At 56.8% G+C, this 20,757-nt stretch carries 17 protein-coding genes; 8 read left to right on the top strand and 9 right to left on the bottom strand.

The window, feature by feature from the left end; all coding sequences use genetic code 11:
• Positions 1-3: 3 nt before the first annotated feature.
• Positions 4-1,101 carry an anhydro-N-acetylmuramic acid kinase gene (locus tag ACFPDR_RS02805; protein WP_203145450.1) on the top strand — a complete coding sequence of 366 codons (1,098 nt, stop codon included), beginning with the start codon at positions 4-6 and terminating at the stop codon, positions 1,099-1,101.
• A 388-nt stretch (positions 1,102-1,489) separates the two neighbouring features.
• Here ACFPDR_RS02805 and erpA read toward each other — a convergent pair whose 3' ends face one another.
• From erpA to pmbA, 7 genes are all read right to left on the bottom strand, one after another.
• On the bottom strand, positions 1,490-1,858 hold the full coding sequence (gene erpA / locus ACFPDR_RS02800; RefSeq protein WP_003801826.1) for an iron-sulfur cluster insertion protein ErpA: 369 nt from the start codon (positions 1,856-1,858) through the stop codon (positions 1,490-1,492).
• An 80-nt stretch (positions 1,859-1,938) separates the two neighbouring features.
• Entirely contained in the window at positions 1,939-2,676 is a 738-nt protein-coding gene (locus ACFPDR_RS02795) for a DUF6776 family protein (RefSeq protein WP_203145449.1), read from the bottom strand.
• A gap of 35 nt (positions 2,677-2,711) precedes the next feature.
• On the bottom strand, positions 2,712-3,776 hold the full coding sequence (gene argC / locus ACFPDR_RS02790) for an N-acetyl-gamma-glutamyl-phosphate reductase (RefSeq protein WP_026484384.1): 1,065 nt from the start codon (positions 3,774-3,776) through the stop codon (positions 2,712-2,714).
• Positions 3,777-3,925: 149 nt separating this feature from the next.
• Positions 3,926-4,318: a 30S ribosomal protein S9 gene (gene rpsI / locus ACFPDR_RS02785; protein WP_026484385.1), complete on the bottom strand. Its 393-nt coding sequence runs from the start codon at positions 4,316-4,318 to the stop codon at positions 3,926-3,928.
• A 9-nt stretch (positions 4,319-4,327) separates the two neighbouring features.
• Positions 4,328-4,756, bottom strand: a complete 429-nt coding sequence (gene rplM, locus ACFPDR_RS02780; protein WP_003801836.1) for a 50S ribosomal protein L13 — start codon at positions 4,754-4,756, stop codon at positions 4,328-4,330.
• A gap of 307 nt (positions 4,757-5,063) precedes the next feature.
• On the bottom strand, positions 5,064-6,167 hold the full coding sequence (locus ACFPDR_RS02775; RefSeq protein WP_009460663.1) for a TRAP transporter substrate-binding protein: 1,104 nt from the start codon (positions 6,165-6,167) through the stop codon (positions 5,064-5,066).
• A 280-nt stretch (positions 6,168-6,447) separates the two neighbouring features.
• Positions 6,448-7,815 carry a metalloprotease PmbA gene (gene pmbA / locus ACFPDR_RS02770; RefSeq protein ID WP_321291289.1) on the bottom strand — a complete coding sequence of 456 codons (1,368 nt, stop codon included), beginning with the start codon at positions 7,813-7,815 and terminating at the stop codon, positions 6,448-6,450.
• 67 nt (positions 7,816-7,882) lie between these two features.
• Here pmbA and yjgA point away from each other — a divergent pair, with 67 nt between their 5' ends.
• Positions 7,883-8,437 carry a ribosome biogenesis factor YjgA gene (yjgA, locus tag ACFPDR_RS02765; RefSeq protein WP_009460660.1) on the top strand — a complete coding sequence of 185 codons (555 nt, stop codon included), beginning with the start codon at positions 7,883-7,885 and terminating at the stop codon, positions 8,435-8,437.
• On the top strand, positions 8,434-9,102 hold the full coding sequence (locus ACFPDR_RS02760; RefSeq protein ID WP_026484388.1) for an alpha/beta hydrolase: 669 nt from the start codon (positions 8,434-8,436) through the stop codon (positions 9,100-9,102). Before yjgA ends, ACFPDR_RS02760 begins: the two co-directional genes overlap by 4 nt.
• Before the next feature lie 59 nt (positions 9,103-9,161).
• On the opposite strand, the gene ACFPDR_RS02755 is transcribed toward ACFPDR_RS02760, so the two are convergent.
• Both ACFPDR_RS02755 and ACFPDR_RS02750 read right to left on the bottom strand, forming a co-directional pair.
• A complete protein-coding gene (locus ACFPDR_RS02755; RefSeq protein WP_353640143.1) occupies positions 9,162-11,240 on the bottom strand; it encodes a CocE/NonD family hydrolase in 2,079 nt (692 codons plus the stop codon).
• Positions 11,241-11,427: 187 nt separating this feature from the next.
• A complete protein-coding gene (locus ACFPDR_RS02750) occupies positions 11,428-13,899 on the bottom strand; it encodes a GNAT family N-acetyltransferase (protein ID WP_060186673.1) in 2,472 nt (823 codons plus the stop codon).
• Positions 13,900-14,291: 392 nt separating this feature from the next.
• Here ACFPDR_RS02750 and ACFPDR_RS02745 point away from each other — a divergent pair, with 392 nt between their 5' ends.
• The 5 genes from ACFPDR_RS02745 to gltX all read left to right on the top strand — a co-directional run bounded on the left by ACFPDR_RS02745 (position 14,292) and on the right by gltX (position 20,708).
• Entirely contained in the window at positions 14,292-14,510 is a 219-nt protein-coding gene (locus ACFPDR_RS02745) for a hypothetical protein (RefSeq protein ID WP_009460652.1), read from the top strand.
• A gap of 134 nt (positions 14,511-14,644) precedes the next feature.
• A complete protein-coding gene (gene mgtA / locus ACFPDR_RS02740; RefSeq protein WP_226348532.1) occupies positions 14,645-17,347 on the top strand; it encodes a magnesium-translocating P-type ATPase in 2,703 nt (900 codons plus the stop codon).
• 130 nt (positions 17,348-17,477) lie between these two features.
• On the top strand, positions 17,478-18,557 hold the full coding sequence (locus ACFPDR_RS02735) for a sensor histidine kinase (protein ID WP_035270490.1): 1,080 nt from the start codon (positions 17,478-17,480) through the stop codon (positions 18,555-18,557).
• Positions 18,554-19,195, top strand: coding sequence for a response regulator transcription factor (locus ACFPDR_RS02730; protein WP_009460643.1), 642 nt, complete (start codon positions 18,554-18,556; stop codon positions 19,193-19,195). The genes ACFPDR_RS02735 and ACFPDR_RS02730 overlap by 4 nt, the downstream gene beginning before the upstream one ends.
• A gap of 103 nt (positions 19,196-19,298) precedes the next feature.
• Positions 19,299-20,708: a glutamate--tRNA ligase gene (gene gltX, locus ACFPDR_RS02725; protein ID WP_268378975.1), complete on the top strand. Its 1,410-nt coding sequence runs from the start codon at positions 19,299-19,301 to the stop codon at positions 20,706-20,708.
• Positions 20,709-20,757 lie beyond the last annotated feature (49 nt).

Genomic DNA, 20,757 nt, shown 5'->3' with positions numbered 1-20,757 from the left:
ACCATGAAAGCCCCCCTGTTTATCGGACTGATGTCTGGTACCAGCATGGACGGTGTGGATGCCGTGCTGGCATCCTTCGGCCCACAGGGGGCACAGATACACCAAACCCATAGCCTGCCCATGCCAGCCGCTCTGCGAGACGAGCTGCTGGCTTTGCAGCATCCAGGGCACAACGAACTGGCCCGCGCCAGCATCGCCGCCCAGCAACTGACCGAACTCTACGCCCAGGCTTGCCTGCCCTGGACTCAAGGCCCCGAAAAAGAGCTGATCCGTGCGATTGGCGTACACGGTCAGACTATCCGCCATGCGCCTGACCAGGGCTACACCCTGCAATTGAATGCCCCTGCTCTTCTGGCCGAACGCTGTGGAGTGGACGTGATTGCGGATTTCCGCAGCCGGGATATAGCGGCGGGCGGCCAAGGTGCACCTTTGGTGCCCATCGTCCATGAAGCCCTGTTCCGTCACGAACTTGGCCGCGTCATTCTGAACCTGGGTGGAATTGCGAATATCTCCCTGCTGCTGCCTGGACGCGATGTTTTTGGCTTTGATACTGGCCCGGCAAACATGCTGCTGGATGCCTGGGTGAACAAACATGAAGGCCAGCCCTACGACAAGGACGGACAATGGGCTGATAGCGCCGCTTCTGATCCTGCCTTGCTTGCCAGCCTATTGAGCGAACCCTGGTTTGCTCTGCCTGCTCCTAAATCTACAGGTCGTGATCTGTTCAATTTGGGGTGGCTGCAGGAGCATCTGGATCGTGTTGATCCGAAAGGCGAGCTTCAGCCTGCTACGGTGCAATCCACCCTGATGGACTTGACCGTACATAGCGTTGCACAGGCCATCCAGCCTTACGCAGATCAGATTCAAGAGCTGATTGTGTGTGGCGGCGGCGCTGCCAATCCTGCTATGCTGAAACGCCTGGGCGATCTGGTGACTATGCCTATCCGCTCCAGCGCCGAGCTGGGCATGGATCCGCAATCCATCGAAGCCCTGGCCTTTGCCTGGCTGGCTTACGCGCATATCGAACGTATTCCTGCGGGACTGCCCGCTGTGACAGGCGCACGGCGCGCTACGGTGCTGGGCGCTTGTTATCCGGCCTGAGAACTGCTTTTAACGTTTAGCTTCGCAAAACTTTAAAATACAGCGGCGGACTCATAATCCGTTAGCCAAGCACCTGCCAAAAAAGCAGAACATGACAAGGCAGCGCCCCTCCTGTTCAAAACAAATAGAAGCAAGCCGTTCTTTTCTTTGGGCCGTGCCATTAACAGCATTGAGCTGCTTCGCCGCCCTACCTAGGCTACGAACGAGCACCCCAAGTTGAACCGCGAAGCGCCCTACAACGGATCAGCCCTGAAACCTGACGCTGCACGGCCTTCAACAAAACCCCATAAACAAAACACCCCAGACTCTAGACTCAGAGTCTGGGGTGTACTTTGTAGCAACTTGCCAAGGCCTGGAACGCTAAGCAATCAGCGCCAGCCTTGCCTTCTTACATCGTGAAGGAAGAACCGCAGCCGCAGGTAGTCGTGGCATTCGGGTTACGAATCACGAACTGAGCGCCGTCCAGGTCGTCCTTGTAATCAATTTCAGCGCCCACCAGGTATTGGAAGCTCATGGCGTCAACCAGCAGTTGCACGCCATCCTTATCAATAATGGTGTCGTCGTCGTTAACCAGTTCGTCAAAGGTGAAGCCGTACTGGAAGCCGGAACAGCCGCCACCTTGCACGAAGACGCGCAGCTTCAGTTCGGGGCTACCTTCTTCAATCAGGAGCTCACGGACCTTCTCAACCGCTGAATCGGTAAAGATCAGTGGGGAAGGAGGGGCTTGCAGATCAACGGATTCGGTAAGAGTGCTCATGTGGTTCTCCTGCCGGCCCCCGCCGGCATGAATAATTATCATGTGATCGCCTTGCACATGACCACCCGCGGGTAAGGTGATTAGTCTGGCTGGGCGATTTTTTCCTGGCGAGAGGCGCGGATAACGCTTCCTTCCAGGACGTTCAGCGTCAAGGCGGTGGGTTCAAAGCCTGGCGGCAAAGCCAGCCAACCCATGGCGCGCTGAAACTGGTTGAAGTTTAAAACCAAGGGATCGATCTGTTCTACAGACGACTCTGCCAGTACCGAGTCCGGCCCGGAACTGGGTGATAGATCGATTTTAACGTTTTTTCCGTCTTGCCGCCCAGTCAGCTGAAACTGGAGGCGCCCGGAAAAAGCCTTTCCTTCTGGGGCGTTACGTTGCAGCAGTACCTTGTACTCCAGCAAATCACCCCTTTTCGCAACGTCCAGGGCTCGGACAGTAACAGAACCACTGGGACCGGGTGGGAGCAACTGTTCGTAAAAGGCCAACTGTTCGCGCGTCTGCGCCAGTTCGGCCTGGGTAGACGACAAGGACTTTTCCAAACCCTTGCGCGTGCTCTCTTCCAGAACCAGTTGCCCGCGCAGCCCTTCAAATTCACTTTGAATTTGCTGCAAGGATTGCTGGCTACGCGTCAGATTTTGCATGGCCAGCTGTATTTGTTCGGACTGATCGGCCGGTTGAGTCAGGCTGCGGTAAAGCCACAGGCCTCCACCGCCCAACAACACTCCCAGCAATACGGCCAGCCCAATCGTAGTCGCCCCGCCCCGCGAACGGGAAGGAGCGACAGTAGAAGAATTGGTTTGCGGTGATTCAGCCATAAACATTTGACCTGTTCACCAAGACCAAGTTCCCTTTAAGGCAAAATTGCAACGTGATTCAAGCCGGTTTGTTCTGGCAGACCGAACAAGATATTCATGTTCTGCACAGCCTGACCCGAAGCACCCTTAACCAGATTGTCCTGCACCACCAGAATGATCAACTGATCGCCATTGCCAGGACGCTGCACGGAAATACGCAGCTGGTTGGAAGCGCGTACCGAGCGGGTTTCTGGCAGAGTACCGGCAGGCAGCACATCTACAAAGGTTTCCTGGGCATAGCGCTGCTCGTACAGGGCCTGAAAGTCTGTATCCATGGCTTCGGGCTTGATACGTGCGTAGATCGTGGAGAACATGCCTCGGATCATGGGCACCAAATGGGGCACAAAGGTCAGACCGACCGGGCCACCAGCCAAGCGCTGCAACTGTTCCACAATTTCCGGATGGTGACGGTGACCCGACACGCCATATGCCTTGAAGTTGTCGCTGGCTTCAGCAAACAGATTGGGAACCGAAGCTCCCTTACCAGCACCGGACACACCGGATTTGCAGTCTGCAATCAGATGCTGGGTATCAACCAGCGCCTTGCCGCCTTCCAGCAAGGGAGCCAGGCCCAGCAAGACGGTGGTGGGGTAGCAACCCGGGTTACCAATAACCTTGGCTTGAGCAATCTTGTCGCGCAGCAGCTCTGGCAGGCCATAAGCCGATTGGCTCAGGATGTCCGGGCAACTGTGCTCCATCTTGTACCACTTCTGGAATACGTCCGTATCTTGCAGGCGGAAGTCTGCGGCCAGGTCAATAACGCGCACGCCCGCTTCCAGCAGACGTTCGACCTGGCTCATGGCCACGCCATGTGGAGTGGCAAAAAAGACCACGTCACACTGTTCCAGATTGGCATTTTCCGGCGTGGAGAACTTCAGGTCCACATGACCACGCAGGTTCGGATACATATCCGATACCGGCACACCGTCCTCTTTACGCGAGGTAATGGCAACCAGTTCTACCTGGGGGTGCTGACTTAACAGACGCAGCAACTCGACCCCGGTGTAACCTGTACCGCCAACAATCCCTACCTTGATCCGGGTATCGCTATGTGTAGCCATGAACTTTCCTGAAAGAGAGACGAGCAAAAATTCTATCTTAACGTAGTCCTGCTCACCAGACCGGGCAAAGCAGGACAAATGTAGCCAGCAAACAAAAACCCCGGACACGTCCGGGGTTTTTGAGCACCATAAACAGGTCGCGAGGCGAATTAACGCTTGCTGAACTGTTTGCGGCGACGTGCTTTGTGCAGACCGACTTTCTTACGCTCAACAGCACGAGCGTCACGAGTCACCAGGCCAGCTTGTTTCAGAGCTGTCTTCAGTGTTTCGTCGTAGTCGATCAGAGCGCGGGTGATGCCGTGACGGGCAGCACCGGCCTGGCCGCTTTCGCCGCCGCCATGCACGTTGATCTTGATGTCGAACGATTCAACATGGTTGGTCAGCACCAGAGGCTGACGCACAATCATGCGACCCGTTTCGCGAGCAAAGTATTCGTCAACAGGCTTGCCGTTGACTACGATTTGGCCCGAACCTTTTTTGATGAAGACACGAGCGACGGAGGTCTTGCGACGGCCCGTACCGTAATTCCAGTTACCGATCATGACCTATCCTTAGATGTCCAGAGTTTTAGGCTGTTGAGCACTATGAGGATGCTCGGCACCAGCGTAAACCTTCAGTTTCTTGGCCATGGCGTAGCCCAGAGGGCCTTTTGGCAACATACCCTTGACGGCCTTTTCGATGGCACGGCCTGGGAAGCGCTCTTGCATGGTTTGGAAGTTGGTTTCGTAAATACCGCCTGGGTAGTTCGAGTGACGATAGTACTTCTTATCCTGTGCCTTGTTACCGGTCACGGCAATGTCAGCAGCGTTGATGATAATGATGTAATCGCCGGTATCAACGTGAGGGGTATATTCGGGTTTGTGCTTACCACGCAAACGGCGTGCGACTTCGCTGGCCACACGACCAAGGACTTTGCCTTTAGCGTCAATCACAAACCAGTCACGTTTGACTTCAAGCGGCTTGGCCACGAAGGTCTTCATGATGGTTCCTAAATATTAAAATTCTGGGTCAAAGCAACATGCCTGGCCCATACAATCCACCCGCTTTTTCAAGCCGGGCAGCTCTACCTGACCCTGCCAAGGCGTTATATTCCGCCCGTGCATTTCTGCCAAATAGCTCGCCATAATAACATAAATAGTGGATAACACTAGGGTTTTGCACAAAAACACAGGTTTTTTGCCACAAACAGGAGCTCTCTCATAGAGGGGAAGCCCATAAAAAACCCCTGCTTTCCAAGTGGAAAACAGGGGTTAACAAGACTGGCCTACCCGGTCCCAACTACAAAGATCAGCCTTTTTTCTGGTTTGCCAGAGCAATGCCCAGGTAGTTGTCGTAAGAGCCTTCGGCTACACGGAACCAAGGCACAATCGCGTCACGGAAGCCCATGTAGTCGTCGTGAATCTTCTTGAACATGGGATCCTTGTCGCAGAACTCCTTGTACAGAATATTGGCGGTCTTGAAGGACTCGTCCATCACGTCTCGCGGGAAGGCTTTCAGTACCGCACCGCTGGCGATCAGGCGACGCAGGGCGCCTGGGCTTTGGGCGTCGTACTGACAGATCATGCGCTCGCCCGCAGCACGCGAAGCAATTTCAATCAGGGACTGGTATTGCTTGGGCAGTGCATTGAAAGCAGCGTCGTTCACGTACAGCGAAACCTGGGCCGACCCCTCCCACCAACCGGGATAGTAGTAATACTTGGCCACTTTCTGGAAGCCCAGTTTCTCGTCATCCACAGGACCGACGAATTCCACGGCGTCCAGTGTGCCTTTTTCCAGCGATGGGTAAATATCGCCTGGTGGCACTTGCTGAGGCACCACGCCCATGCGGGCCAGCACTTCGCCAGCAAAACCGGCCGTACGCATCTTCAGACCTTTCAGGTCTTCCAGAGAGTTGATTTCCTTGCGGTACCAACCACCCATCTGGGTGCCGGTGTTACCGAAAGCGAAGTTGATGATGTTGCGAGTGGCAAACAGTTCACGCAGCAGCTTGGTACCGTTGCCTTCCTGCATCCAGGCGTTCATTTGACGGGCATTCAGACCAAAAGGCACGGCCGTGTCAAAGCTGAACGAGGGGTCTTTACCGTAGTAGTAATAAGAAGCTGTCTGACCGCACTCCACCGTGCCATTGCTGACTGCATCCATCACACCAAAACCGGGGACAATTTCACCGGCTGGGTACAGACGGATGTTGAAGTTGCCGTCCGAGGCCTCTTCCACCATCTTGCAAAACGACTGGGCTGTCGAAAACAGAGCCGGGGTAGCGGGACCGTAAGTCGATGTCAGCTTCCAATTAACCTTGGGATTGCTTTGGGCAATAGCAGGAGCAGCAATAGCGGCGGTACTGGCTACGGCGCCAAGACCTGCCTTTTTCAGAAACGAGCGACGCTGCATGAATAACCTCCTTGTGGGTATTCGATAACTGGGAAATATTTTTATGCTATGGATAGTACACTGGCGCGCCCCGAATGGGGGGCTGGGAAAGCCCGGATTATCCCGCAAATCCGGCCCTATATTGTCGGGTCTTTGACCTGAAACACCTGAACGGCGCTCCATAGAGAACGGCCTGAGTCGGAAGCGACTCCGAACTCAGGCCGTAAACATCTGTTTATTGAGCGCCCTCTTGCCCGTGGCAAGGTATAAGGGGCCAAGCCAGTTTTCCAGGTAGCAGAAATCAGGAACCGGCCACCGACATCTGCTCGATCAGGATGGAACCCGTACGCTTGGAGCCAGCCGCAAAGGTATCAGCACCCACCGCCACAATCTGCGCAAACATCTCGGCCAGATTGCCCGCAATCGTTACTTCTTCGACGGCGTGCTGAATGCGGCCATTTTCCACCCAGTAGCCGAAGGCACCACGCGAGTAGTCGCCAGTCAGGTAATTGATACCCTGGCCGATCAGCTCGGTTACCAGCAGACCACGGTCCATTTTCTTCAACATGGCATCCAGGTCGTCCTCGGGACGAGTCAGGCGCGAGCTCAGCAGCAAATTGTGCGAACCACCGGCATTCCCCGTAGAAGGCATACCCAGTTTGCGACCTGCGTAGGAAGACAGAAAATAGCCTTTCAGCTCGCCGCCACGCACCACATCACGGTCGCAGGTACGCACCCCTTCCGAGTCAAACGGTGCACTGCCCATGGCGGCAGCCATATGCGGACGCTCCAGCACGTCAATGTGCTTGGCCATGACAGACTTGCCCAAGGAATCCAGCAGGAAACTGGTTTTGCGATACAGGGCCGAGCCACTGGTGGCCTGCACCAGAGAGCCGATCAAGCCCACAGCCAGCGGGGCTTCAAACAACACCGGATAGCGGCCGGTCGGGATACGGCGGGCCGACAGGCGCGACAAAGTGCGCTCGGCCGCATAACGCCCAACCGACTCGGGGCTGGCCAGGCGGGAAGGGTCACGCGAGCTGCTGTACCAGTAGTCGCGGTGCATATTGTCGCCCTTGCCGGCAATGGGGCTGACGCTGAGCGAGTGACGGCTATAGGGGTAGCCCCCCAGAAAGCCGCGGCTGTTACCCATCACAAAATGCCCTTCCAGCGTATCGACCGACGCGCCTTCGGAATTGCTGATCAGAGGACTCAACTCCAGCGCAGCCTGCTCGGCACGAATCGCCAGTTTGGCGGCCTGATCCGCGTCCAGCAGCCAGGGATGGTGCAGGTGCAGATCGGGATAGCTTTGCGCCAGCATGTCTTTTTCAGGCAGCCCGGCAAAAGGATCTTCAGCGGTGTAGCGGGCAATATGCCAGGCGGCTTCCACCGTTTCACGCAGCGCCTTGATCGAAAAGTCCGACGTGGAGGCCGAGCCACTGCGCTGGCCTGCAAACACGGTCACACCCAAGGAGCGGTCTTGCGTCTGCTCTACCGTTTCCAGTTCCATCTGGCGCACAGAGACGGCCAGACCTTTGTTTTCTGAAATATCGACGGCAGCATCACTGGCGCCCAGTTTTTTGGCATGCCGCAGCGCTTCATCCACCAATTCACAAAACTGGAACTGATTGGCACTGATCGACAATTGGGAAATAGTTGGATGACTCATTGCTACTCTTTGAGGGTTAGGCGGTTATCATAGCCAATTGGCGACAATCTTTGCTATTTCACTTCTTATGGCCCGTCCACGCACTGAAATCGATGAAAACGGTTACGACCGCCCCAGCAAATCGCAGGTAAAACGCGAAATGCACGCTCTGCTCGACCTGGGCAAACGCCTGATTGAGCTCTCGGACGACCGACTCAAACAACTTGATCTGGGCGAGCCCTTGATGGCTGCCATCAAGGATGCCAAGCGCATCAGCCCGACGGCCCGCGAAGGACGCCGCCGTCAAATCCACTACGTGGGCAAGCTGATGCGCAATGTGGAACCCGAACCGATCCTGAAACAACTGGACGTCTGGGAAAACGGCTCCAAGGAAGACACCCGTGCCATGCACAGGCTGGAAGCGCTACGCGACCTGTTGTTGCGTGATGACGACGCTCTGACCGAATTCATGAATGAATTTTCCGGCGCCGATATCCAGCAATTGCGCACCCTGATTCGTGCCGCACGCAAAGAAGCCGAGAAAAATTCCACACTGGTACAAGGCCAGGACCCACAGCGCAAGCACTACCGCGCCCTGTACCAGTACATCAAGACCTTGGTAGATCTTTCGGAGTCCGCATGAACCCTCTGCTTGAGTCGATTGAGATTGAAACCGGTGCCAACCCTCAGCACGCTGTTATCTGGCTGCATGGCTTAGGCGCTGACGGCCACGATTTCGCCCCTATCGTGCCAGAGCTGGGCCTGCAAAACGCCCCCGCTATTCGTTTCATTTTCCCGCACGCCCCCATCCAGCCCGTCACCATTAACGGCGGCATGGCCATGCGTTCCTGGTACGACATTTATGTGGCGGACCTGGTGCGCCACGAGGACGAAAGCGGCCTGCGCCAATCGCAGATCGAAGTGCAGAACCTGATTGCCCGCGAAAACGCTCGCGGCATTCCCACGGAAAATATTGTTCTGGCCGGTTTCTCGCAAGGCTGTGCCATGACGCTGCAAACCGGCTTGCGCTTGCCAGAGCGTCTGGCTGGCATGCTGTGCCTGTCCGGTTACCTGCCTTTGGCGGCAGCGGTGGAAAAAGAACGTCATCAGGCCAATCAGAACACGCCTATTTTCATGGCGCATGGCAGCATGGATCCGGTCGTGCCTCTGACACGTGCCGAAGCCAGCCGTCAGCAACTGGAAGCCATGGGCTATCAGGTGCAATGGAATGTCTACCCCATGCCCCATGCTGTTTGCCCGGAAGAAATCAGCGCGATTGGCCACTTCCTGAAACAGGTACTGCGCTAATCAGAGCACAAGACAAAAAAACGCCGCTGCAATCACAGCGGCGTTTCTTATTCAGCTTTTCATTGATAGATCCGAGCAATACGCTCTTGCCAGGTCTTTTCCCGAACCTGCACCCCATCCTCTTTCAGCACCCGCGTGAAAGTCAGGTAGAAATACGATTCGTCGGACTCGATCCGAGCCTGGGCTGACATATCAATCTCCCGCCCCTTGATCGTAAAGACATTGCGCCGATCACCCTGATAGCGCGCCTTGGCAGGCGTAGCATCATTGACCTCCCAGCGATACATCTCCTCGGAGCGGTACAAATTGTCATGCAGCACCCAGCTAAGCTCATTGCTGGTGGTGAACGTCGAATCGCCCGTAGCTTCATTACGAACACTGCTGAACACGGGGCCATCCCCGTCAATAGTGCGGCCGAAAGGAGCCGCTTCACTCGCCTGGGGTGGCGACATGACGCAAGCCTGCGTACCCTGCTCCCGCACAGGCACCACGGGCAGGTCTACCCAGGTATCCGCACCCGGAAACAGACTGGTGACACCCGGCGTCGGGCTGGGCCAGACCATGGGGAACTGCGCATTGCTCACCGCCAGGCGGATACGATGGCCCGGCTTGAAACGCCACGTAGTGAAGTGAATGGAGGTTTCCAAATTGGTGGCCTTACCCGGCACCAAGGGCTGTGGTTCCAGACGCGAGATACGCTGGGAAGGGTTGATGATTGCCCCGCTGACCAAAGAAACCTGCCCATTCGGGGCCACATCCTCCAGTCGCACTGTCCATTGATAGAAAGGCGCATCAGCCGCGACCTTCAGACGTACCTTAGGCATACCCATGATTTCCATGGCATCGCTCAAGGGCGCGGAGTCATACACCAGGCTATGTGCATCATCGGCAGCCATATCGCCCGTTTGCTCACCCCACCAGCCACCACCAGCCAAACCCGCTCCAGCCTTGTAACGCAAGGTCTGAGCCAAACCGGAGGCAGGAGAAATAGCAGCCAGCTGGTGTCCGGCCTGAGGATGCAGACGTTGAGTCCGCGCGCCTTCCACCGGCCATTGCGGATCACAGCGCCAATAACCGGGCACGCTGGTCCGATCGGTAGCGGGAGCATGGCCGGTACGCATGAAGGCCATCCGACGCGGTTCATCCAGAATTCCGGTATCTATGTCTTTAAGCCAGTAGTCCCACCAGCGCACCGCCTTCTCGCGCCACTCATAATTCGGGCCAGGCACGCCATATTCTGGCCAGGCGTGGTTCCAGGGCCCCATTTCCACAATTACAGGCGCTTTCGAGGTTCGACTGACATCCAGCGCAAAATCACGATAGCCATCCAGCAAGCCACCAATCAAATAGGCCGGGACTTCCAAAGGCTGCTTTTTGAAGGCCAGGGACTCGGCACGCCAGAAATCGCCGTCCTGTTGTTGACGCAGCCAGGTAAAAATCCAGGGCTCGCGGTCAAAACGGTTCTTGAAATACTCCTGGTCAATCCGATAATCCGGGCTTTGCGGCATGGCGTTATCGGTATCAATCTGGTGCGCATAGGAGTCAATATGCAAGGCACCATCAATATAGTGAACGTCGTTGTAAAACAGATCGGTAGAACCGTGCGCCGCGATAATGGCCTTGAGTGCTGGCGGTTTTCTGTGAGCCGTCATCAAGGAGTTGAAGGCGCTCCAGGACAGGCCGTACATACCCACCTTGCCATTGGACCAGCTCTTGCGAGACAACTGATCGATCAGCTCCTCGGCATCGGCAATCTCGGCAGCGGAATACTCGCTGACAGGGACAGGGCCAGAGCTGCCACCTGTGCCACGCACATCAACCCGCGCCAGCACATAGCCCCGCTTGGCAAAATAAGAGCCGTACTCGTAGTCACCCAGCGCGAAGAAGTCGTCCTTGCGATAAGGCAGCATCTCCAGAATGACCGGGAAGGTTTCACCCGGTGTTTTAACCGATGGCCGATAATACGTCACCGCCAAGCGCACACCATCGCGCATTTCCAGGCTGTCGTTCTCCATGGAGAACTCGTAATGGTTTTTTTCAGGTGGCATCGCTGTCTGCCCGGAGCAAGCCAGCAGGCCGCCTATCAAGAACAAGCCCAGCACCCAGCGCTGCAAAGCAGCCAGATTCAATCGCATCATTGTGTCCCCGGTATGTGGCGCCGTCGGTGGTGGGCACCATCCATTGATGCGGCGGCAGCCAGCACTCCAGCGCTGTACTGCCTGCCATCACGAGTGCATCATAGTCCCGCCACCGTTGAGTGAATCGGGACATCAGGGGAACAATTAAACGGGTATTTACCTGACAAGCAGACAGGCCTGCCTGTGCCTAATCCGAGCGACGGGTCTCACCCAGATCCAGCCAGACACGACGCATGCTGGGATCTTCCGGGTCCGCATCGTTCTGAAAGCCCAGACGCTTCATCAGAGCTTGCATAGGCGCATTGGAGGCCAGCACATAGCCGTCGATGTAGGTCAGCCCCTGCTCGGCGGCAGCCTGTATCAGCGCCTCCATCAGGATGACTCCCAGACCACGCCGCTGCCAGGCATCCCCGATAACCAGGGCGTACTCCGCCCCCCGACCATCGCCATTACGAAGATAGTGGGCAAACCCAATAATCTCGTCACGGGGATGGTTACGGTTATCTGGATTGGGCGAACGCACGGTAGCGATCAGCGCCAGCTCCCGGTCGTAGTCGATACGGGTGTAGCGCGACAACATGCGTGGAGTCAGCTCTCGCAGCATGGACACAAAGCGCATGTAGCGACTTTCATCCGACAAGCCACGCATAAAGGTCTGCAAGGCCTCGGCGTCCTCGGGACGTATAGGGCGCAAGGTCCAGCGCTGCCCATCCTTGAACTGACGCCGCTCAATCATGTGACGCGGATAGGGATGAATCGCCATGTGGCGATAGCCAGCCGTTTCAGGCAGTACCAGCATGGACTGCTTGCTCAGGGAAATGGAAATGCTCTTGATGTACAGACTGTTCTCGCCCGCCATGATGGGGTCCAGCACCACACGGCGCACGCCGGGCAACTCGCTCATCAAATCCGAAAGACGCTCCAGCACCTGCAACAGCTGCGTCAACACCAAAGGCGTCAATTGCGAGGACAAGCTCTTGCGCCACAAGGGACTACGCTCCACCAACTGGCGCGCCAGATAGCGGTTCAGCGGTGGTAGTTCTACCGCCGGATAGGATGAGGAAAGCCAATCCGCGTGATCGGCCCCACCAAAGACGGCGTAAGGGCCCAACTTGTCATCGGTCTCAAAACGCAGACCCATGGGCGGGACATCGGGATCAGGCTCACCCTGATCGTGCGTCACACGCAAGTCGACAACAGGCACGTGGAAGTAGCGCAACAGATCGCGGCACTCCTGCTCGCTAGCCTCGCGGCGCTCGCTTTGAATCTGGCGTACCAGTTCTCGGGCAGGCTCTACCTCTGGCAAGGTGCCCAGCGGCAAAGGCGGCAAGGTCTGCTGCGACAAATGCTGGTTGTAGTGATAGCGGGCCAGCAGATCGAAGGCGTTGGCCGCCGTGTCCGGGGTACGGAAAGCCGGCGTCCCCACACCATCGAGCAAATGACGCAGGGGACGCATATCCGCATCCCCAATCAAGCACGTAATAATGGGTTTGCGAGCACTGGCCGACAGCATGGCCAGCTCACGCGATACCGCCGGCATATCGGCCAAGGGGTCCGGTGTCAGCAAGACCAGCACCCCGTCAATTTCCTTGTCATCCAGCAAGGTGGAAATAACCGAGTCGATGCGCATGGGCGTCAGTGGTACATAAGTGACCACCGGGTTCTGAACCTGGTCGCCAGGAGCCAGCAGATTATCCAGCGCCCGCTGGGTAGAGGGCGATAGCTCCGGGCAGGTCACCGCGGCATCCGAACCCAGTACATCCAAAGCCATCTGCGCGGCCCCATTCCCATTGGAGAACAAGGCAATACGCCGCCCTTTGGGACGGCGGGTGTAAACCAGCACTTTCAGGGCCGAGAACAGTTGCACAAAATAACGAATGCGCACCGCCCCCACACGCCGCATCAAGGCATTGAAGACCGCCTCGTGGGCCTCGCCCTGCTGACGCTGACCGCCTACTTTCAGGACCACCACAGGTTTGACGGCCGCCACGGCGTGCAAGGCACTGGTGAAACGACGAGAAGCAGGTGTGTGCTCCAGATACAGCGCAATACTGTCCGTGCGCGGGTCCATGGCCAGATATTCAAGCACCTCGGGCACGTCGATAACGGCCTCGTCCCCGACCGACACAATGGCGGAGAAACCCAGGCTGACATCTTCAGCCCAGTCCATCAAGGCCGAGGTGATGGAGCGCGACTGAGACACCAAGGCCACACGGCCCGCCAGAGCCATTTGCGGCTCGTGACTTAAATTGAGGCCCAGATGCGGCCGTTGTATCCCGAAGGCACGCGGCCCCAGCACCAGACAATTATTGATACGGGCCCAGGAGCGCGCATACACCATGTCTTCCATAGGATCGCGGGAGGCCAGATTGGAGGGCAGCAACAGAACCACACGTGGCTTATGCACCCGGATGGCATCCAGGGCCTGTGGCAAACGCACCGGCTCGATACACACCAGCGCCAGATCCAGGCGCTGTGTATCGGTCAATCCTTCCAGACGATCGGGCACCAGCACTTGCGTGGCTGTAATCCGTGCCTGCGTGATCCGCCCAGCCAATCGGGCTGGCATCTCGTTGATCAGGGGCAAAGGCAAGGTGGACACGACCAACACCGAACGGGGCTCAAACAATGCTGTCAGACGATGCCTTAGGGCTGCCATGATTGTTCCGCCATAAGAAAACCACACACCAAAATAATGAATTCTCCCATCTTAAGCACAGCCGTCTACAAATAAAAGAGACTTGGCTGGCTATCTCTGTCTTGCATCATGCAGCCGGTTTTTATCCTGTGGCGGGCCATTCATATACTTTCGTATAGCAACCATACGCCAATGCCTGGGCAAAACGGGCGCAAAGCCAGTCGCAAAGCGGCTTGCAGGTCGTAAAATAACACCCGTTCGGAAAGCAGGACCTTTCGTTCTCTCTGACAGGAAAAAACACACTATGTCCAGCGACGACAGTCGAAGAAAGATGCTGCACAGGCCCCTCAGACGCTACTGACCCACCGGGTTGTCTGCTGATGTGGCTTGCGCAGCACGATCAGGAGTCAACCATGCACCGCATTATTCATACTGGACCGATCCGGGCCCTGACCTCGTCGGGTTCGCATCTTGCCACACCTTGCCCTCGCGAGCGCGCTGTTCCTGGCCGCCGCCCCGCTATTGCCTGGCGTATCAACACGGCCAGTCGCAAACCAGAAATTCACTGGATTGCAGACAGTGACAAACCACCCTCAGCGCGAGTGTGGCGCTGCACCTTGCCCAGCCACTAAACGCTGGCCTGACGCTTACTAAATCCGCTTGTTCTTATCTTTAGTTTGCCGACCCTCACACCGGTCGGCAGGACCTGCTGTGTCCATCTCTTGGGATGGACAGCACCGTCACGCCTGTACACCAGGAGCATTACATGAGCATTCAACAACATCGTCCGCCACTGCGTTCAGTGGACTACGACGCCAAGCTGCGCACGGCCACCGAAACCGGGCTTAGCCTGGAGACGACCCTGGCCTCTGTACAAGCCAATCTGAATGGCCTGACCGACGCCGAAGCCTTGAGCCGCCTGACCGAATACGGCCCTAACGAGGTCGCCCGGGACAAGCCCGCCCACGCCTTGATTCAATTGGCGCTGGCCTTTAAAAATCCCTTTATTGCGGTCCTGATGGTGCTGGCCGCCGTCAGCGCTGTCACCGACATCATCTTGCCCATGCGCTCGGGCGAAGACGTGGACTACACCGGCGTGCTGATTATTGTGGTCATGGTCACCTTGAGCGGCCTGCTGCGTTTCTGGCAGGAGTACCGTTCCGGCAAAGCTGCCCAGGCTCTGAAAGCCATGGTTCGTACCACCGCCAGCGTACAACGACGCTCTACCGTGTCCAGCGCTACGGTCATGCGCGAAATCCCCATGAGCCAGATCGTGCCCGGCGATATTGTGCGCCTGTCGGCTGGGGACATGATCCCGGCAGACTTGCGCTTGATAGAGTCCCGCGACTTGTTCGTCAGCCAGGCCGCCCTGACAGGTGAAGCCCTGCCTGTTGAAAAGTACGATGTCTTTAGCGCCGTCAGCAGCAAGAGTGCCTCTGCTTCCAGTTCCCAGGCCGGTGTGCTGGAACAGAACAATATGTGCTTTATGGGCACCAACGTAGTCAGCGGTACGGCCACGGCAGTGGTTGTGGCCACCGGTGCCAAGACCTATTTCGGCTCGCTGGCCAAAGCCATTGTCGGCTCGCGCGCCGAAACTTCTTTTGACCGGGGCGTTAACAGCGTCAGCTGGCTGCTGATTCGCTTCATGCTGGTCATGGTGCCCATCGTGCTGCTGATCAACGGTTTCTCCAAAGGCGACTGGACCGAAGCCTTCCTGTTCGCACTGGCCGTTGCCGTCGGTTTGACCCCTGAAATGCTGCCCATGATTGTGTCCTCCAACCTGGCCAAGGGCGCGGTGGCCATGGCCAAGAACAAGGTGGTGGTCAAACGTCTGAACGCGATCCAGAACTTTGGTGCCATGGACGTGCTGTGTACCGACAAGACCGGCACCCTGACACAAGATCGCATCATTCTGGAACATCATCTGGGTCTGGATGATCGCAACAGCCCCCGCATTCTGGAACTGGCTCTGCTCAACAGCCTGCACCAAAGCGGCGTGAAGAACCTGATGGATCAGGCGGTACTGCGCTTTGCAGAAAAGACACCCTCTGCCCTGCAAGCCATCGGCTCCTACCGCAAGATCGACGAACTGCCTTTTGATTTTGTGCGTCGTCGCCTATCAGTTGTCGTGCAAAATCCGCAAGGCGAGCAGCTCATGGTCTGCAAGGGGGCAGTGGAGGAAATGCTCAGCATTGCCACCCACGTACAAGACGGTGACCAACGCTTGCCACTGGATACCGAGCAACGTGCCCGTTTGCTGAAAATGGCTTACCGCTATAACTCGGACGGCTTCCGTGTCTTGCTGATTGCCACTCGCCGTATTCCTGTCGAACAGGCCAAGAACCGTTACGAAGCCCAGGATGAACGCGAGATGACGGTACAAGGCTTGCTGACCTTCCTGGACCCACCCAAGGAAAGTGCTGCCCAAGCCATTGCCGCCCTGACCGAACACGGTGTAGCCGTGAAAGTGCTGACCGGCGATAACGAAATCATTACCGCAAAAATCTGCCGTGAAGTGGGCCTGGAGCCCGGCAAGCCTTTGCTCGGACCTGAAATCGAGCTGATGCAAGACCCCGATCTGCGTTGCGCTGTCGAGCGCCACTCGGTTTTTGCCAAGCTCACGCCCCTGCAAAAATCACGTGTGCTCAAAGCGCTGCAAGCCAATGGTCACACCGTCGGTTTTCTGGGGGATGGCATCAACGACGCCCCCGCCCTGCGCGATGCCGACGTGGGGATTTCAGTGGATAGCGGCACGGATATTGCCAAGGAATCGGCAGACATCATCCTGCTGGAAAAGAACCTGCTGGTTCTGGAAGAAGGCGTGATCAAAGGCCGCGAGACCTTTGGCAACATCATCAAGTACCTGAACATGACAGCCAGCTCCAACTTTGGCAATGTGTTCTCGGTGCTGGTGGCCAGTGCGTTCATCCCCTTCCTGCCCATGTTGGCGATCCACTTGCTGATTCAGAACCTGCTCTACGATATCTCCCAGCTGGCTTTGCCCTGGGACCGCATGGACAAGGACTTTCTACGCAAACCGCGTAAATGGGATGCCAAGAATATTGGCCGCTTCATGATCTGGATTGGCCCGACCTCATCCATCTTCGACATCACCACCTTTGTCCTGATGTGGTACGTGTTTGGCGCCAATACGCCCGAACTGCAATCGCTGTTCCAGTCCGGCTGGTTTATTGAAGGCTTGCTCTCGCAGACTCTGGTAGTTCACATGCTGCGTACGCAAAAAATCCCCTTCATCCAAAGCACCGCAGCCCTGCCTGTGATGCTGATGACCTTCCTGATTGCCGCTATTGGTATTTATCTGCCCTTCTCGGGCGTCGGTGCACTGGTTGGCCTGCAGCCTTTGCCTTGGGAATACTTCCCATGGCTGGTCGGCACCTTGCTGGCTTACTGCCTGGTCGCACAGGGTATGAAAATGCTGTACATCCGCCGCTTTGGCCAGTGGTTCTAAGTCGGACAGGTCTGGGCCCCCGGAAATCCTTTCGGTGGCCCAGGCCTTAACGCACATTCTGAAAGAACCTCGGGTATATGATGGCCACACGACAGACACCATCCTGCAGCCTGGCCCATACACGAAAGATATGACACCACCCCTTCGCTTCCTATCGAGCAAAACCTACCGAGCCTTGGCCCTGACCGGCATTTGCATCTTGATGGCGCTGGTCTTCATTGCCGATACCGTCACCAACTACGCTATCGCCGCTGCGGTCTTTCACACCCCGCTGCTGCTGATAGCGATTCGTTTTCTGTCGGCACGGCAAGTTGTTGCCCTGACCACCATCAGCATGGTGCTGACCGTGGTCAGTTTTCTGCTGACCCGCTCGGGCGACTACGACGTGGGCCTGGTCAATACCGGCATAAGTATTATTGCCATCGCGATCACCTCCTATCTGGGGCTGAAGCTCAAGTCTGTACAGGCAGCGGCTCATGAGACACGCGAGCATTTGCTGCGTCTATCCCGTTTGACTACCCTGGGTCAGCTCAGCACCTCGATTGCCCATGAAGTCAGCCAGCCTTTGGCCGCCATCAACAGCAGCGCGGGCGCCTGTCAGCGCTGGCTGGAAGCCTCGCCCCCTAATGTCGAGAAGGCACAGGCTGCCGCGCAGCGTATTGTGTACGACGCCCAGCGCGCCAAGGATGTGCTGGATCGGGTACGCAGCATTACCCGTAACGAAGCCCCCACCAGCAGCGCGTTTGATTTGAATCTGGCTCTGACCGAACTGCTTAGCCTGTCCGGTGGCGAGATGCGACGTCAGCATATTGATCTGCGTCTGGCCTTGCAGTCCGATCTGCCCCAGGTCTTTGCCGACCGGGTTCAGATTCAGCAGGTGATGGCCAATTTGCTGCTCAATGCCATTGAAGCCCTGTCCCCTCCCTCGGACTATCATGCGGCTCATATCACCATAGAAACCAGCGTTTTGCCCGGCGACAAGCCGCAAGCCAACAAGGTGCTGTTTTCCATCAAGGATAATGGTCCCGGCTTGTCAGGCACGCAGCTGTCCCAATTGTTTGATACCTTCTGGACCACCAAGGCAAGCGGCCTGGGCCTGGGCCTGACCATCAGCCGCACCATTATTGATGCCAATAACGGCCATATCTGGGCCACTGACCAAGCCGATGGCGGTGCTGCCTTTCATTTCACCTTACCTTTGGCGCCATGACAGAAAATCTGGATTCCTCTCTGAACACGCCCACCGTCTACATCATTGATGATGACCCGTCCGTTCGCGCTGCCCTGGACGATTTGCTGGCCAGCGTAGGCTTGAACGCGCTGAGCTTTGCCTCTACTCGAGACTTTCTGGCGCATCCTTTATCTGATGCCCCTGCCTGTCTGGTGCTGGATGTGCGCATGCCCGAGCAAAGCGGCACGGATTTTCATTTGCAGATGGAATCGCGCGGGCTGCATATGCCGGTCATCTTTATTACTGGCCACGGCGATATTCATATGGCGGTCAAGGCCATCAAGCATGGTGCCTGGGATTTTCTGACCAAGCCTTTTGTAGATCAGGCCCTGATTGATGCCGTGCAGTCGGCTCTGGCTGCTGATGCTCAGCGCAAGGAAGAAGCCAGAACCCGGCTGACTTTGCAGCAACGCTGGGACAGCCTGAACGCCGGCGAGCGCGATGTCTTTGAGCGGGTGGTGCAAGGCCTGCTGAACAAACAGATCGCGGCCGAGCTGGATGTGAAGGAAGTGACGGTCAAAGTTCGCCGCGCCCGCGTGATGCAAAAAATGCAAGCCGGGTCGCTGGCGGAACTGGTGCGCCAGTTCGATCAACTCAATACAGAAAGCGGCCATTAGGACAGTTCTACGCGGCGGTTCTTTCCTAGTTGGCGTGCTGGGTTAAAATACGCAGATTCGGTCCCGTATGCGGGCTTCCCAAGGTCAAGGCCACACACAAGTTATGAGCACGTCTACTTCCAACGTCATCCGCACCCGTTTTGCCCCCTCGCCCACTGGTTATCTGCACCTGGGCGGCGCGCGCACTGCACTGTTCTCCTGGGCCTTTGCCCGTCATCATCAAGGCACTTTTGTGCTGCGTATTGAGGATACGGATCTGGAGCGTTCCACCCCCGAGGCGGTGCAAGGCATTCTGGATGGTATGCAATGGTTGGGCCTGGATGCGGACGAAGGTCCGTTCTACCAGATGCAGCGCATGGATCGTTACCGCGAGGTCATCGCCCAGCTGCTGAAAGACGGCCATGCCTATTACTGCTACAGCAGCCCCGAGGAAGTGGAAGCCATGCGCGAAAAAGCGCGTGTTCAAGGTTTGAAGCCTCGTTATGACGGTACCTGGCGTCCTGAGGCTGGCAAGGAGTTGCCTGCCATCCCGGCTGATCGCAAGCCTGTGGTTCGTTTCAAGAGCCCGCAGTCTGGCGCAACCAGCTGGGACGATATGGTGAAGGGCCGCATCAGCTTTGATAACAGCGAGCTGGACGATCTGGTCATTGCCCGCCCGGACGGCACGCCTACGTACAACTTCTGCGTGGTGGTGGACGATTGGGACATGGCGATCACTCATGTGATTCGCGGTGACGATCACGTGAACAACACGCCACGTCAAATTGTGATTTTGCAGGCTTTGGGCGCGACTTTGCCTGAGTACGGTCACGTGCCCATGATTCTGGGTCCTGATGGCGAGAAGCTGTCCAAGCGTCATGGTGCGGTCAGCATCATGGATTACGACAAGGACGGTTATCTGCCTGAAGCCATGATCAATTACCTGGCCCGTTTGGGCTGGAGTCACGGTGATGACGAGCTGTTCACCCGCGAGCAGTTGGTGGAATGGTTTGATACGCGCAGTCTGAGCAAGTCGGCTTCGCAGTGGGATCCCAAGAAGTTGAACTGGGTGAACGCCCATTACATCAAGGCCAGTGACAATGCGGATCTGGCCAAGCGTGTGGCTCCCCGTATTGAGGCCTTGGGTGGCAAGACGGATGGTCAGGATTTGCCCGGCATCATGGGTTTGTTGAAAGACCGTGCCGAGACTTTGAATCAGCTGGCTGAAGGTGCTTTGCTGTTCTGCCGTCCTTTCGAGCCCGCCAGCGATGAGCTGATGGCCGAGGTATTGACGCCGGAAGCGCGTGTTTTGCTGCGTGATTTTGCCAGCAAGGCGATTAGCTTGCCGCAGTGGAATACAGAGAATCTGGCCGCTTTGATCAAGCAAGTTCTGGCGGATCACGAGGTGAAAATGCCCAAGCTGGCGATTCCTTTGCGCGTGGCAGTGACAGGACAGAAGCAGACGCCTGCGGTGGATGCGGTGCTGGCTTTGGTTGGACGCGACAAGGTGTTGGGACGTTTGGCTGGGCTGTAAGCGTTATAGCTAAGGCTTACATAAAGGGCATCTCATTCGAGATGCCCTT

Source organism: Alcaligenes sp. GCM10023179 (assembly GCF_042653705.1).
Taxonomy (GTDB): Bacteria; Pseudomonadota; Gammaproteobacteria; order Burkholderiales; family Burkholderiaceae_B; genus Alcaligenes; species Alcaligenes phenolicus.
This window is presented reverse-complemented; position numbering and strand designations above follow the sequence as displayed.